Origin of the sequence: Candidatus Thiodiazotropha sp. LNASS1, from assembly GCF_964212655.1 — a bacterium.
GTDB lineage: Bacteria > Pseudomonadota > Gammaproteobacteria > Chromatiales > Chromatiaceae > Thiodiazotropha.
In genome coordinates, this window is the sequence record NZ_OZ156465.1 from 2,005,475 (window position 1) to 2,020,932 (window position 15,458).

Genomic DNA, 15,458 nt, shown 5'->3' on the forward strand with positions numbered 1-15,458 from the left:
CCGGCAACCGAATTGAACATATTCAGGACATCAAGATAAGCCTAACCGATTGATCTATAAATGTCAGATCGCCGTGTGCCCGCCCAAAGCAAGCCACACGGCGACTGAACATGATCTGTTTAGTTGCCGGATTAATTGAGGGTGATTTTGATAAGGCCCGAATTCCGGCCAAATCAGGTTGTACCTGTGCTTCGCATATCCCTTTGCAGCCAGGCTGTCATATCGGCAGCTGACATCGGTCTTGCATAGTAGAAACCCTGTAGATTGCTACATCCGTTTTGCACAAGAAATTCAGCCTGCGCCTTGGTCTCCACTCCCTCTGCAATCAATCCCAGGTTCAAACTGTCCGCCATGGCCACGATCGTCTTGACCAGCTTTACATCACCCGTATTCGCCGGCAGGTCACTGACAAACGAGCGATCGATTTTAAGGATATCTACAGGAAATCGCTTGAGGTAGCTCAGTGACGAGTAACCGGTGCCGAAGTCGTCAATCGAGAGATTGACACCAAGAGTTTTAAAGCTTGAAAGCCAGGTAATCGCCTCTTCGGTATCTCGCAACAGAAGGCTTTCGGTAATTTCCAGTGTCAGCATATCCGGATCCAGGTTTGATTCCTGCAGTATCTGCTGCAGATAACCGGCCTCCAAGCCGAGTTCACGCTGACGGCTGGATAGGTTAACCGCCAATCTAAGGTCGGAATGACCCGAGTTATGCCACCTGTTCAGTTGTTCACATGCACCTTGTAGCACCCATTCACCGATCGGACCGATCAACCCGCTGTCTTCCGCCAACGGAATGAAAACACCGGGATTGACAATACCCCTGTGAGGATGATTCCAACGCAACAAAGCCTCTACGCTGACAATCTTTTCGAATTCAGCGTCAACAACCGGTTGATAATAGATCTCCAACTCACTACGTTGAACCGCAAGCCTTAAATCAAGTTCAAGCTGCTGCCGCTCCAGAGTTCGTTTTTGCATGGAGGCGGTAAAAAACTGATAGTTGTTCCTGCCACGATCCTTAGCCTGATACATTGCCATATCGGCATTTCGTAACAAAGAATCCGCATTCATCGCATCATCGGGAAAGACGGTTATACCGACACTGGCCCCGATGAAGATTTCACGTTCATAGAGCGTGAAAACCTTGGTAATTTTATCGATCACTTTTGTGGCGATATGGGCCACAGCATCCATATCACTCACATCCTGCAGCAATATGACGAATTCATCACCGCCAAATCGGGCAATGGTATCGGATTCCCTGACGCAATCGCTGATACGTTTAGCGACAAGCTGTAACAATTCATCGCCCATGACATGACCAAAGGTATCGTTAACCATCTTGAATTGGTCCAGATCGACAAACAGTATCGCCAGCTTCCACTGCTCTCTCAATGCTGATCCTATGGCCTGATCCAGTCGATCTGAAAATAGGGAACGGTTCGGCAAACCCGTCAAGGCATCATAGTTCGCCTGATAAAGTATCTGCTCCTCATTCTCTTTATGCTTGGAGATATCCGAAAATACCGCCACATATTCTTTTGCAATACCTTGATCATCGGGTATTGCCGCTATCGACAGCCATTCCGGATAAACACTACCGTCCTTGCGACGGTTCCAGATCTCGCCGGACCAGTAGCGCTTATGCAGTATCGAATCCCAGAGTTCCTCATAAAAACCATCATCATGTCTGCCGGAACTGAGAATACTTGGTGACTGGCCGATTACCTCTTCAGGAGAGTAACCCGTTATGCGGGTGAAAGAGGGATTGACGGTCTTTATCAGATTGTCGGCATCGGTGACCATGATGCCTTCCTGAGTGGTATCGAAGACCGTAGCATTCATACGCAATTGATCTTCAGCACGTTTTTGTGCGGTGACATCCTCTTTCACAGCGATGAAGTGGGTAATCTGCCCCCTGTCGTTACGCAGTGGTGAAATCGATGCCGACTCCCAGTAGATGGAACCATCCTTACGCTTGTTGTGGAATATGCCGCGCCACTCCCTGCCTGCCAGCAGGGAATCCCACATCGCCTTATACTCTTCCTTGGTCTTGTCACCACTCTTGAGTATTCGTGGATTCTTGCCTACAACCTCCTCCGCACTGTAACCTGACACCTTTTCGAAACGTGGGTTGACATACTCGATAACGCCATTGATATTGGTGATCATCACCGATGCGGGACTCTGCTCCAACACCCTGCCGAGTTTTCTCAAATCGACTTCCGCCTGTTTCGATTCAGTGACATCACTCCTGACACAGACAATGCCGCCCTCATTGGTATAACTGTTACTCGCCAGATACCAGGCGCCATTATCGATCTGCTCCAGGTACTGCCCCATTGGCATCGACTCAACTATCGACTCACCTTCAAGGCTTAAATTCTTGATGCGGTTCCCCGTAACCGATTGCAGAGCATCGATATTGACACCCTCCTTGATCCATCCCTTCAACCAGGAATAAAACTCGCCAAAGCGACGATTGTGCAATACCAGGCGGCCCTCTGCATCGAACAGGGCAAATGCTTCTGAGAGATTATCCACAGCATCATGTAACCGGAACCATGCGCGACTAACCTCAAGGTTGGCATTCTGCAAACGCCTTATCAATTGCCAAAGGCTCAATAGCAATATGATCACAAACACGGACAGGGCTATGATCAGGCGTCTTTTTTTAGTGGTTTCATCAACCCGGTTTTGCTCATACCTCGAGTGAACATGTTCGAAATACTCCTGGCTCGGTACAGCCAGGTAGCGTGTTTTCAAGGCCCCTAGATTGGTCAGATCCACGATATTTGAGTCTATATGGAAGAGTACCTGATCGAATTTCTGCTTGTTTTCAGGTGAAAATATTTCATAGCTTTTAAGTTGCTTTAGCGTTGAAACGATATCATCCAATTGCGAGTCGGTATAGAAAAGATCGTAGGCTAAAAGGGAGTTGAGCAGTTCCAGTACATCCTGATAGACCAGGGGATCCACAGATTTCAACTCTCGCGCGACGATTGGCAGGTAGTGTATGCCGTTACGCACCACAGCTGCCTGGAATTTTATCTTTTCGATGATGGCCAGTTTCTCATCCATACCCTGCCAGTATCGGTCCGTTAGACTAGACAGTACACGATCATCCACTTCTGTCACTTTAGCGACGATCTGCTGTCGTAAATCCCTTAAACGGTTAGTGGTGCGTACCAACGGATCGTATTGATTCAACAGAAAAGAGGTAATCTTGAGAACGTCTCGATCAAGACGTGCATCCATCTCTTTTAACTGGAGCAGGTTATGTGAAAGTTCGGCGTAATTCTCGGATTTATCATCCCAATAGACCACCAATAACAGAATCAAGGCAATACAAAGCGAGACAAGCAGGAGGCTGCGTTTGCTGTACATTTGTTTGAGCATACTCATGGTTTCAGCCTGACATGCTCTCCGACCAACGTGTGGAGGAACGCAGCAATATCATCGATATCACTTTCCGGCAGATCACGCCCCAATTGGTAACGACCCATGATCCTTATCGCACCTTGCAGGGTTGTTTGCGATCCATCGTGAAAATAGGGTGGGTTGATTGCCGCCAGGCGTAAACTGGGTACTTTGAAATAGTGCTTGTCTTCATCCTGTTTGGTGACATTATATCGTCCCAGATCAGGTTCCGTGATACCGCCATGCCGATCCTTGAAATAGTCTCCCTTCGCACCCATGACACCGAACATATTGCCACCCACGTTGTCGCCCTGATGGCAGCTGATGCAGCCGTAGCTTTTAAACAGGCGGTAACCGCGTAATTCCCTTTCGGTAAGCGTTCCCTCTTCTCCCTTGAGCCATCGATCGAAGCGTGAGTTGACTGTTACCAAAGAGCGTTCAAAAGCTGCTATGGCGACAACGATATTCTCCCCGCTGATTCCATCATGAAAAAGCTCTTCAAATTTTTCCACGATAGTTGGATCCTTGCGTAGCTTGGATATAACCTCCTCCCAGTTGGAGCTCATTTCAATAGGATTATGGACCGGACCGGCCGCCTGTTCTTCCAGCGTCAGAGCCCGGCCATCCCAGAATTGAACGAAGTTGTATCGGGTGTTGTAGACCGTGGGCGCCTTGATACCCCCAACTTTACCCCCTACTCCAACAGAGTTCTTTTTGCGATCGGTCCCTCCAGTCGAGAGAACATGACAACTGGAGCAACTGATGCTGTTGTCCTGCGATAGCCTGGCATCATGAAATAGCTGATCTCCAAGGGACACCAGCCTCGGATCCAGATTGCGCTCGATTGTCAATGGCCCTATGGGCTCATTCTTCAATCCTGCAGCACTGGCAAAAGATATTACCAACCAAAATAATAGCAGTGTTTTCAACAGGTTATTCATACATCATTGACGCTATAAGCGACTATATTTGACATCCCTGAAGAAAAAGTCGTCTGTAGCGGGGTGGTGCAATGCTTACTACACTATGTTAGCGGTCTCTCTATGGCTAACTTTAAGTATAGAGAATCAGATAATCTATAAGCATAGGATGAACTACAGCACATAATCCCTAAGGACAATGGTGCTTGCACCCTTAAATTGATGAAAAATGTTAACTTTTTTGAGCTGTGTCAATTAGGACCGGTAAAAAAAGGCATGCGAACCGTCCTTTGTCCGGGTTGATCACTGAAAATCAGAGCAACAAATGACGAATATCACCCAAAAGGGAAGAGAGATAGGTGGTAAACCTGACGCCATCAGCACCATCGATTACCCGATGATCATAGGAGAGTGAAAGCGGCAACATCAATCGTGGCTGGAAGGTCTCCCCGTCCCACACAGGCTGCATACTACTGCGGGAGACACCGAGTATTGCCACTTCCGGGGCGTTCACAATGGGAGTAAAGGCAGTACCGCCTATCCCGCCAAGACTGGAGATCGAGAAACATCCGCCTTGCATATCCGCCGGCGCTAACTTGCCTGCCCGTGCCTTTTCACTGACGCTCATCAACTCTGCTGCAAGTTGGAAGACACCTTTTTGATCGACATCACGTATGACCGGTACGACTAGCCCATTGGGCGTATCCACCGCAACACCGATATGAATGTATTTCCTATATATCAAGGATTCGCCATCTACCGACAGGGCAGCATTGAACATCGGCAACTGGTTAAGCGCTGCGGCGACCGCCTTCATCAGAAACGGCATCAGGGTGAGCCGAACGGACTGCCTGGATGCAGCCTCTTTTTGCGTTTGCCTGAATGCCTCGAGATCGGTGATATCAGCCTCGTCAAACTGGGTCACATGCGGTACGGTCAGCCAGCAACGATGAAGATGGGCTCCGCTGATTTTCCTGATGCGGTTTAACGCTGTTGCCTCAACCTCACCAAAGCGGCTGTAATCCACTTCCGGCCCCACCGGCATTTCAAAGGGCGACCTGGATGCGGCTGCCCCTTCGCCCTGCCGCAATGAGCGTTTAATGAACCTCTGAATATCCTCTTTCAGGATTCTATCTTTTGGACCGCTTCCCTTAATCAATGAGAGATCAACACCCAATTCACGGGCAAATCGGCGTACCGATGGGCTTGCATGAGGGGTGCCCTGTCCACCGCTCTCAACGAATCCAGCTGGAACGGGCGGTACGCGGGCCTCTTTCTCACCTGGTAGTCGCTGTGGCTGCTCAGATGCTGAAGCAGACGCTTCATTTGGCGCCGGGGCCGGCGCTTGTACTGTCTCAACCTCCTCTGCCGCCGGTGCGGGGGTAGTTACCGGTTCACTCTCTCCTTTCTGTTGGCTGGTTTCAACCTCAAGAACGACTATCCTGTCTCCTTCTTTGACACGATCACCAACCTTGACCAACAGGCGTTTGACCTCCCCGGTGTGGGGGGATGGAATCTCCATCGTAGCCTTGTCACTTTCAAGGGTCAGCAGAGACTCCTCGAGCGTGACTCGATCACCCTCTGAAACCAGAATCTCGATAATCTCGACCGAGTCGAAATCACCTATATCAGGTATCAGTACATCTGTCGTATTACCCACGTCTTATCCTCTTTGCCGATCAGGCATAATCTATTTCATTCAAACTAATCGCCGCCTTAACGCACCGCAGTTTCGGCTGGCTACAGCAGTGTCCTTGGTCAACTCATTAGACACTGCCAGGATTGGGCTTTTCCGGATCGATCTTGTACTTCTTGATCGCCCGGCTGACCTGCTCGGGTTTGATCTCACCCTCATCCGCAAGCGCTTTCAAGGCGGCGATCAGTATGTAGTACCGGTTTACCTCGAAAAACTTACGCAGCTGGCTGCGCATATCACTACGACCGAAGCCGTCAGTACCCAGCACGCTATAGCTGGCTGTGATGAACGGGCGAATCTGATCCGCATAGCTGCGGATATAATCCGTGGCCGCCACCACCGGTCCTATTTTGCCGTTCAGTTTTTCAGTGACATAGCTCAGCTTGGGTTCCTCTTGCGGATGCAGGGTATTCCATCGTTCGATATCCAAACCGTCACGACGCAACTCGTTGAAGCTGGTAACACTCCAAACATCTGCTGAAACTTTAAACTCTTTTTCAAGTAACTCTGCGGCGGCAATCACTTCGCGCAGAATGGTGCCACTCCCCAGTAGCTGTACCCGATGCTTATGTTTACCGCCCGTACTGAGCAAATAGAGACCACGTACAATACCCTCTTCCACACCGTCAGGCATTGCAGGCTGTGCGTAGTTTTCATTCATCACAGTAATGTAATAAAAAACATTCTCCTGCTCCTGATACATCCGGCGCATCCCGTCCTGAACGATTACCGCCAGCTCATAGGCGTAAGCAGGATCGTAACTGACACAATTAGGGATTGTTCCGGCCACGATATGACTGTGTCCATCCTGATGCTGTAGTCCCTCACCCGCCAAAGTGGTACGACCAGCGGTACCGCCGATTAGGAAACCCCGCGCCTGCATATCCCCTGCCGCCCAGGCCAGATCGCCAACACGTTGGAAGCCGAACATCGAATAGTAGATATAGAATGGGATCATACTGATCCCGTGATTACTGTAGGAGGTGGCTGCCGCGATCCAGGAAGACATGGCGCCCGCCTCGTTGATGCCTTCCTGCAGGATCTGCCCCTTTTTATCCTCTCGATAGAACATCACCTGGTCCGCGTCAACCGGTTCATACAACTGACCCACCGATGAGTAGATACCCAACTGGCGAAACATACCTTCCATACCAAAGGTACGCGCCTCATCCGGAACTATAGGCACGACCTGTTTTCCCACCGCTTTATTTCGCACCAGCATGTTGAGCAGACGAACGAACGCCATGGTTGTCGACTGATCTCTTTCCCCGCTACCTTCCAGCAGTGTCTTGAATTCATCCAGTGCCGGCACCTGCAGCGGCTCCACTTTGGTCCGGCGTTGCGGAAGAAAACCACCCAAATCCTGACGGCGTTGATGCATATATTGCATCTCGGGACTGTCTGTCGGCGGTTTATAAAAGGGCGCGGCGCCAATCTGATCATCCGATATCGGTATGTTGAATCGATCTCGAAACGCCTTGAGTGCCGCTTCACCCATCTTTTTCTGGGAATGAGTGATGTTCTGACCCTCGCCGGCAACACCCATGCCATATCCCTTGACTGTCTTGGCCAGAATGACTGTCGGTTGCCCTTTGTGGGACATAGCCTCCGCGTAGGCCGCATATACTTTGTGTGGGTCGTGTCCGCCTCTGTTCAGACGCCAGATATCCTCGTCGGTCATATTGGCGACCATATCGTCGAGTTCCGGATATTTACCGAAGAAGTGCTCGCGTGTATACGCACCGCCCTTGGCCTTGTAAGCCTGATAGTCACCATCGACACACTCCTCCATACGTTTCAGGAGAATGCCGTTTTTATCCCGTGCAAAGAGCGGATCCCAATAACCACCCCAGATTACCTTGATCACATTCCATCCGGCTCCGCGAAACACCGCCTCCAGTTCCTGGATAATCTTGCCATTGCCTCGTACGGGTCCATCCAGACGTTGCAAGTTACAGTTAATTACGAATATCAGATTGTCGAGACGTTCACGCCCAGCCAGGGAGATGGCTCCGAGCGCCTCCGGCTCATCCATTTCACCATCACCACAAAATGACCATACCTTGCGCTCATCCGTGTTCAGGAGACCGCGATCATGCAGATAACGCATAAAGCGCGCCTGATAGATCGCCATCAACGGGCCAAGCCCCATCGACACGGTGGGAAACTGCCAGAATCCGGGCATCAGCCATGGATGCGGATAGGACGAGAGGCCCTGCCCATCAACCTCCTGTCGAAAACTATAGAGCTGTTCTTCACTCAACCGACCCTCCAGATAAGCCCTGGCGTATACACCCGGAGCGGAATGCCCCTGAAAAAAGATCAGATCTCCGTCCCGTTCCTTGCTCGGAGCGTGAAAAAAATGGTTGAAGCCCACATCAAAAAGCGTGGCGCCGGATGCAAAGCTGGAGATATGCCCTCCCAGCTCAGTCGATATTCTGTTTGCCTGAACCACCATCGCCATGGCATTCCAGCGTATGAAGGACCTGATACGACGCTCCATGGCGCGATCGCCGGGAAATCGCCGCTGCTTGGTTACCGGTATGGTATTGACATAGGCCGTATTGGCACTGAACGGCAGGTAAGCGCCGGACCGGCGCGCCTTGTCAACCAAGCGCTCAATAAGGAAGTGGGCACGATCCACGCCTTCATTCTCGAGCACGGCCTCCAATGCATCCAGCCACTCCTGTGTCTCTTGTGGATCGGTATCGGGTCTAGTCGGCATCATTGTTCTCTAACAGTTGTTTTGGCAAAAAAAAACCGTTCTCCAGCAGGAGACTATGAGCTATCTCATATGGCTAAAAGAAACTATTTGAATTGCCAATAGTTTGGATTGATTGAGGTAATATACAACAAGATGGGTTATTTTTCAGCGTTCTTAGCGGATTATTTATCGAACTTAATTCCCTGTTTTTATTGTTAATTAACCATCCTCTTTCTGGCATACAAGTTACCAAAGGCCTGGCAATACCCAGCACTTCCAGCGGTGTTGCCACGACACGCCTGGTGACAGACAGGATATTGCGCGCATCAAAGAAGGACATATCAACCGGCGCATATCAATACAGCCTCCCAACAATAGAAAAGGCGCTGCCGGTTATCCCGGAAGCGCCTTTTTTGGGCCTGCAGATATATTCTGCTTAGATATCTTTGCGAGTCTCGAACACAGGCATTTCGAAAGGTTTGCGCTCCATAGCAACATTCCGGCGCTCTTCCATCATCTTCATGGCCTCTGCACGACGGGTTTCCATCTCTTTAATCATCTCGTCACGGCGAGCCTGAGACTCTTCCATACGTTTTGAGATGGCTTCAGGCATCTCAGGTCTGGCAGGCGCTCTGTTGTCAAAACGCGATTGCATCTGTTCACGCTGAGCCTGCATCTGCTCCTGGTAAGCCTTCATTTCAGCTTCCATAGCGGCACGAGGATCAGCATTGTACTTTTCTGCATACTCGCGTTGGGCGGCAACGGCCTGCTCGAATGCCTTTTGCTGCTGTTCGGCAAACGCCTTCTGTTGCTCGGCAAAGGCCTTCTGCTGCTCTTCCATTGCAGCCTTCTGCTCTTCACTCAGAGCTGGAACCGCAGGTGCATAACCATATGGCGCATAACCATAAGGGGCATAACCATAGTAGTTGCGATAGTTGTTGTAGCCGCGGCCATAACCGCTACCACGTGCATGCATGTTGAAATTGAAGTCGAAATCACCAGCACCGAAACCGTCGCCAAAGAAATCGTCGCTCCAATCGTTACCCCACCAAGCGTTGACGGTTGCCGATGAGGCTGCCATGGCGATTGCCGCAGCAATGATAGAAATCTTTTTCATTTTTTCGTACCCAGAGTTTTTTAATGTAAAACCACGCTGACTGCCTATGCACGTCCCTGTGCCGAGGATTCCCTGTGATTAAGTTCTAATCAATTTACTTAGCGGGAGCAGCCGGGGCAGCAGGAGCAGCCGGGGCAGCAGGTGCTACAGGCGGGTAGCCATAGCCATAGGGAGCGCCATAACCATAAGGTGCGCCATAGCCATAGGGACCGTAGCCATAGTAGTCGCGATAGTAGTTGTTGCCACGACCGTAACCGGAACCGCGGGCACTGCCACTCATACCAAAGCTGAAGTCACCGGAGCCATCACCCCAGCCGTCGCCCCAACCGTCGTTATTCCAGCCACGGTTGCCCCAACCTGGACCGCCGCCCCACCATGCGGAAGCGGAAGCGGAAGCCACGATCAGTGCGGCAGCTGCAGAAGCTTGAATGATCTTTTTCATTATTCACTCTCCTCGAGATAGAATGTAATCATGATGTAATTTGAGAAAGCAGATACAGCGCAGCTTTCGAGATATAGAATATTAGAAATTACTTAAATTAACAAATTGCGATTTTTAATTGTGGAAAAAATTTAAATAGTCATTTTCTAATAAGCCCAGAAACCCTAAAGCGGACTGAAACAGCAATCCATGCAAATCACCCTTATCAGACCAGACGACTGGCACCTGCATCTGCGCGATGACGAAGCCATGAAATCCGTAGTGGCCCATACCGCAGAACGATTCGCTCGCGCCATCGTGATGCCCAATCTGAAACCGCCAGTCACCACTACGGCCATGGCCATGGCATATCGAGAGCGCATACTCTCCGCACTCCCGCATAACAGTGACTTTACTCCTCTGATGACCCTCTATATGACTGACCGTCTCACCAGCGATGAGGTGATTGCGGCGAAAAAGAGCCAGATAATCAAAGGAGTAAAACTATACCCAGCAGGTGCGACAACCCACTCAGATGCTGGTGTCACGGACATACGCAAGCTTTATCCTGTGCTGGAGACTATGCAGAGGGAGGGACTCCCACTGCTGATTCACGCCGAAGTGACCGATCCGGATGTGGATATTTTCGATCGTGAGCAGGTCTTTATCGAACGTCATCTGCATCCTCTGGCACGGGACTTTCCAGCCCTGCCCATGGTTTTCGAACACATCACCACTCGGCAGGCCGTCGATTTCGTCCGTGCCAATGAAGGCACTGTTGGGGCCACCATCACCGTGCAACATCTGCTCTACAATCGTAATGCCATGCTGGTCGGCGGCATTCGCCCCCACTACTACTGCCTGCCGATATTGAAACGGGAGAGCCACCAACAGGCATTAATCGAGGCCGCAACCAGCGGTGAGTCCCATTTCTTCCTCGGGACGGATAGCGCTCCGCATCCTCAACAAGCCAAAGAGTGCGCATGCGGCTGCGCGGGGTGTTACACCGCACATGCCGCGATTGAACTCTATGCAGAGATATTCGAACGGGCCAACGCACTCGACAGATTAGAGGGATTCGCCAGCCTGTTCGGTCCGGATTTCTATGGCCTGCCCAGAAACCGGGACACAATCACCCTGGCGAAGAAAGAGTGGAAGGTCCCGGAGAGTTACCAGTTCGGTCAGGATCGGGTCGTCCCTTTGGGCGGCGGAGAAGCTGTCAACTGGCAATTGGTCCGCTGAGCCGTGCTATTCGTCCCCTTCGAACAGCGACTCCTCTTCATCGAAAAAAGTATCGTCGAACAGATCGTCTTCATCCATGTGGTTGGGGCCGTCTTTGATCTGCGAATCCCTTTTCTGCAGGTAAAACTCCCTCTGGAATGCATATCGATCGACAGCCGCCTCATCCAGAACATCCCCTGCCTCGAGTAGATCGGCACGAACATCTATGAGTCGCAGAGTCGTCAGAGCATAGTAGGTCTCCTGACTTGGATAGCTGATCGGATTCATCCAGGTGTCGCCGACCAGGCCTATCAGATCACGTAGTGTGGTGGGCCCCAGGAAAGGCATGACCAGATAGGGTGTATCCCCCATACCCCAGAATCCCAAGGTCTGGCCCAAATCCTCCTTGTAGTTGGGCAGGCCCATATCGGATGCCACATCGAAAAATCCGAATATACCCAGTGTCGTATTGATACAGACACGCCCAATATCGGTCAATGCATGCGTGGGCTTGAGTTGCAGAAGATTATTGACCGCCGACGGAACATCCGCGAGATTATTGAAAAAATTAGTGATCCCCAAATCCAACACCGAAGGAGTCACAACCCGATAGCCCTTGGCTACAGGTTTTGCCACGACCTTATCAAACTCCTGGTTGAATTCATCGATCCCACGATTGATCGACTCCAGCGGATCCGTGGGGTGCTTGTTCTGCATGCTGGCACAACCTGTTAGAAACAGCAGCAGCAGACTGATAATGACAATCCTTTTACTCACAGCTATCAAGCTCATTGTTTGGCCGGGAATCTATGCCCTAATTCGTGGGAGCATGAAACACCACGACCTTACTCTTGTTTAACGCATTGGGGTGGCTAAGTGCGACATCATATCAGCCCGATAGACCGCAGGTGAAATGAAAAGTGTAAAAAATCTATAGGGGAGTTTACTGACACTAAACCGATCAAAGCCAACCACTGGAAGTATTGCCTATCTCTGGTCAGAATATTGAAGCTGTTGTGGGATGTATGAAAAAGTGTCGAAAAAAACACTACCTTTCTTTATCCTTAGTCGATGAATGAGATCAACTACAACAACGCTATGGCGCAACGATTTCGCGGATACCTGCCAGTGGTCGTCGATGTGGAGACCGGTGGTTTCGATTCAACCAATGATGCATTACTGGAAATAGCCGCCACTACGATCGCCATGGATCAACAGGGCATGCTCTACCCCGCTGAGACCCATGCCTATCATCTGATCCCGTTTGAAGGCGCCAATATCGATCCCAAGGCACTCGAATTCACCGGTATCGATCCACAGCACCCGTTTCGCGACGCCCTGCCTGAGAAGGAGGCCCTGCGTCTTATCTTTGCCCCCATCCGCAAGGCGGTCAAGGCAAGCGGTTGCAAAAGAGCGATCCTGGTCGGCCACAACGCATTTTTCGATCTCGGTTTCCTTAATGCCGCCGTTGAGAGATCCGGTATCAAGCGTAATCCCTTCCATCCCTTCAGCACCTTCGACACCGTCACCCTGGCAGGTGCGGCCTATGGTCAAACCGTGCTCGCAAAAGCGGCAAAGGCCGCCGGCCTCGATTGGGACAGTAGTGAGGCCCATTCAGCAATCTATGACACACAACAGACCGCAAAACTGTTCTGCGGCATCATAAACAGATGGCAGGCATTATCGCCTGAGAAACCTTGGGTAAAAGATTGATCGACTTTAAAACCGCCAGGGATTGTTTCAGCATGGAGTCTCGATAAGCGTGCCATCGGCTCCCTGACATTCCAATCATTTCAAAAGGGGCCATACGAAGCCTCGGTCATACCGAAAAAAGTAATTCCCGGTATGACCCAATGGCATCGTCATCAGTTGTTCTGAATCACGATATTTGGAAACTTGGCCGCATAATCCTTGGCCTGCAGAGAGAGCTTGGCCGCTGTTTTACGGGCAATTTCGCGGTAGATCTGAGAAATGCGCGATTCGGGTTCGGCAACGACAGTCGGTTTACCGCCATCGGTCTCCTCCCGGATACGGATATCGAGCGGCAGCGCACCCAACAGATCCACTTTGTACTGGTTGGCCATGGATGAGCCGCCACCCTGACCGAAGATATGCTCTTCATGTCCACAGTTTGAGCAGATATGGATACTCATGTTCTCCACGATCCCAAGCACCGGAACCTCCACTTTCTCGAACATCTTTAGACCCTTGCGCGCATCCAGCAGGGCAATGTCCTGGGGGGTGGTAACAATGACGGCGCCGGACACCGGCACCTTTTGCGCCAAGGTCAGTTGTGTATCGCCAGTACCGGGGGGGAGGTCCACAACCAGATAGTCGAGACTGTCCCAATTGGTATCGTTCAGTAATTGCTCAAGGGCCTGGGTAACCATAGGTCCACGCCAGATCATAGGCGTCTCTTCATCAATCAGAAACCCGATCGACATCGCCTGCATGCCATAGCCCTGCATCGGCTCCAGGGTCTTGCCGTCCTTCGACTCCGGCTTACCGTTGATACCCAGCATGCGGGGCTGAGACGGCCCATAGATATCCGCATCGAGCACCCCTACCTTGGCGCCCTCTTCAGCCAGGGCCAGGGCCAGATTGACCGCTGTTGTGGATTTACCGACGCCCCCTTTGCCGGATGCAACAGCAATGATGTTCTTGATGTTGTCGATCGGCTTGAGCGCTTTCTGCACAGAGTGGGCAACGACCTTTGAACTGATAGTGATATCGACGCTCTCTACACCGGGTAGTGCTTCGACCTTTTCGCGCACGGCTGAAGAAATATCTTCAATACAGCCTCTTGCAGGAAAGCCCAGCTCAACTGTGATAGCAACCTTGCCACCCTCAATCTCAACACCTTTGATCGCCTTGGCGGTTACCAGATCCTTCTCAAGGTGAGGTTCTACATACCCCTTAATGGCCTCTTTTACGGAATCTTGTGTCAATTCAGACATCGTCAGTTACTCCTGCTGCGGACTTAATAAGGGTCCGGCATATTTTCTCAAAAACTACTGGCGGTGGATTCTACACGAAAATCGAATCGATATACCAAGCATTTTGCTGGGTTTTGAGTCGGCCGCTACAGGCCTTACATGCATATGGGCTGATGGAATCCCCAATCCGGTCAGCGGCACCTGCGGTACAGCAAGGTGCCGCCAGGTTCGTTTGCGCCAGACAGCTGAAAATGAGGCAGACAGGCTATCAGATGCCCTCTATCCGCACCCTGCCCGGGATGAGGATCATTTTGGGTAATCGACTGCTCGACCGGCCGTTTGCATGATCACGTTACTGAAATCAGTCGTGCTCAGACCGGTGAGATAGTGAGTGATCAGATTGATACTGAGCTGATGAGCCAGTTGTACAGCCTCGGCATGCGGATTTCGGGTGATGGTCATTGCGGCAATGCCATGCACACTGCTCCAAAGAGCTCTGGCAGCCAGTACGATCTCTTCCTCGGGTCGAGCGGCCAATGCCTTCAGCTGCTTCTCAACCAATTCGTAGCAGCGCTCCATCTTCTCCTTGTTGATTTCCGTAGGGGTCTCTTCATCCCGTGGCCGGTGTTCAAAGATCATGCGCCAGCGGTGGGGATGCTGTGCGGCAAAGTCCATATATGCCGTACCCAGCGCTAAAAGGCAGCGTTGCGGGTAGCGGCAGTCGGCCAACGCATTGATCAGGACAGCATAGAGCTGATCCAGGGTTCGCCCGTTAATCCGAAGCACCAGTTCGTCAAGATTCCTGAATACGAAATAGAGGCTGCCAACCGTATAGCCAATGGCTGTTGCCACCTTGCGCGCGGAGAGGCCGGCATAACCCTCGTTTTCAATGATTGTCTCCGCAGCCTCAAGGGCCATACACTCAATTTCCAGTTTGCTGTGTTCTCCCCGTCTTCCCATGGTCACTCCTGTTTACCTTTGTGCTTTCCGTTGCGATACATGCTCGCTCTCGTTCCCTGCC

General features: G+C 51.1%; 11 protein-coding genes. 2 read left to right on the forward strand and 9 right to left on the reverse strand.

Annotation, left to right across the window (positions count from 1 at the left end):
* Nucleotides 1-173 precede the first annotated feature (173 nt).
* From AB8516_RS08760 to AB8516_RS08785, 6 genes are all read right to left on the reverse strand, one after another.
* Nucleotides 174-3,407, reverse strand: coding sequence for an EAL domain-containing protein (locus AB8516_RS08760; RefSeq protein WP_369159900.1), 3,234 nt, complete (start codon nt 3,405-3,407; stop codon nt 174-176).
* A complete protein-coding gene (locus AB8516_RS08765; protein ID WP_369159902.1) occupies nt 3,404-4,297 on the reverse strand; it encodes a cytochrome-c peroxidase in 894 nt (297 codons plus the stop codon). Before AB8516_RS08765 ends, AB8516_RS08760 begins: the two co-directional genes overlap by 4 nt.
* Nucleotides 4,298-4,655: 358 nt before the next feature.
* On the reverse strand, nt 4,656-6,002 hold the full coding sequence (aceF, locus tag AB8516_RS08770) for a dihydrolipoyllysine-residue acetyltransferase (protein ID WP_369159904.1): 1,347 nt from the start codon (nt 6,000-6,002) through the stop codon (nt 4,656-4,658).
* Nucleotides 6,003-6,108: 106 nt separating this feature from the next.
* On the reverse strand, nt 6,109-8,763 hold the full coding sequence (aceE, locus tag AB8516_RS08775; protein WP_369159906.1) for a pyruvate dehydrogenase (acetyl-transferring), homodimeric type: 2,655 nt from the start codon (nt 8,761-8,763) through the stop codon (nt 6,109-6,111).
* Nucleotides 8,764-9,178: 415 nt separating this feature from the next.
* Nucleotides 9,179-9,859, reverse strand: a complete 681-nt coding sequence (locus AB8516_RS08780; protein WP_369159908.1) for a sulfur globule family protein — start codon at nt 9,857-9,859, stop codon at nt 9,179-9,181.
* Between the two features lie 94 nt (nt 9,860-9,953).
* Nucleotides 9,954-10,301 (reverse strand): sulfur globule family protein, encoded by a 348-nt coding sequence (locus AB8516_RS08785; protein ID WP_108292171.1) that lies wholly within the window; start codon nt 10,299-10,301, stop codon nt 9,954-9,956.
* Nucleotides 10,302-10,490: 189 nt separating this feature from the next.
* Here AB8516_RS08785 and pyrC point away from each other — a divergent pair, with 189 nt between their 5' ends.
* The gene (gene pyrC / locus AB8516_RS08790; RefSeq protein WP_369159911.1) at nt 10,491-11,522 is read left to right on the forward strand and encodes a dihydroorotase; all 1,032 of its coding nucleotides are present in this window, start codon (nt 10,491-10,493) and stop codon (nt 11,520-11,522) included.
* A 6-nt stretch (nt 11,523-11,528) separates the two neighbouring features.
* Here pyrC and AB8516_RS08795 read toward each other — a convergent pair whose 3' ends face one another.
* Entirely contained in the window at nt 11,529-12,278 is a 750-nt protein-coding gene (locus AB8516_RS08795) for a VacJ family lipoprotein (protein WP_369159913.1), read from the reverse strand.
* Between the two features lie 294 nt (nt 12,279-12,572).
* On the opposite strand from AB8516_RS08795, the gene rnt reads away from it, so the two are divergent.
* On the forward strand, nt 12,573-13,214 hold the full coding sequence (rnt, locus tag AB8516_RS08800; RefSeq protein ID WP_369159915.1) for a ribonuclease T: 642 nt from the start codon (nt 12,573-12,575) through the stop codon (nt 13,212-13,214).
* Between the two features lie 152 nt (nt 13,215-13,366).
* Here rnt and apbC read toward each other — a convergent pair whose 3' ends face one another.
* Nucleotides 13,367-14,458, reverse strand: a complete 1,092-nt coding sequence (gene apbC / locus AB8516_RS08805) for an iron-sulfur cluster carrier protein ApbC (RefSeq protein ID WP_369159917.1) — start codon at nt 14,456-14,458, stop codon at nt 13,367-13,369.
* A gap of 285 nt (nt 14,459-14,743) precedes the next feature.
* On the reverse strand, nt 14,744-15,397 hold the full coding sequence (locus tag AB8516_RS08810) for a TetR/AcrR family transcriptional regulator (protein ID WP_369159919.1): 654 nt from the start codon (nt 15,395-15,397) through the stop codon (nt 14,744-14,746).
* Nucleotides 15,398-15,458 lie beyond the last annotated feature (61 nt).

Coding starts and splice junctions, on each gene's coding strand:
- AB8516_RS08760 (WP_369159900.1), bottom strand. CDS start 3,407: ATGAGTATGCTCAAACAAATGTACAGCAAACGCAGCCTCCTGCTTGTC.
- aceE (WP_369159906.1), bottom strand. CDS start 8,763: ATGCCGACTAGACCCGATACCGATCCACAAGAGACACAGGAGTGGCTG.
- AB8516_RS08780 (WP_369159908.1), bottom strand. CDS start 9,859: ATGAAAAAGATTTCTATCATTGCTGCGGCAATCGCCATGGCAGCCTCA.
- AB8516_RS08785 (WP_108292171.1), bottom strand. CDS start 10,301: ATGAAAAAGATCATTCAAGCTTCTGCAGCTGCCGCACTGATCGTGGCT.
- pyrC (WP_369159911.1), top strand. CDS start 10,491: ATGCAAATCACCCTTATCAGACCAGACGACTGGCACCTGCATCTGCGC.
- rnt (WP_369159915.1), top strand. CDS start 12,573: ATGAATGAGATCAACTACAACAACGCTATGGCGCAACGATTTCGCGGA.
- apbC (WP_369159917.1), bottom strand. CDS start 14,458: ATGTCTGAATTGACACAAGATTCCGTAAAAGAGGCCATTAAGGGGTAT.
- AB8516_RS08810 (WP_369159919.1), bottom strand. CDS start 15,397: ATGGGAAGACGGGGAGAACACAGCAAACTGGAAATTGAGTGTATGGCC.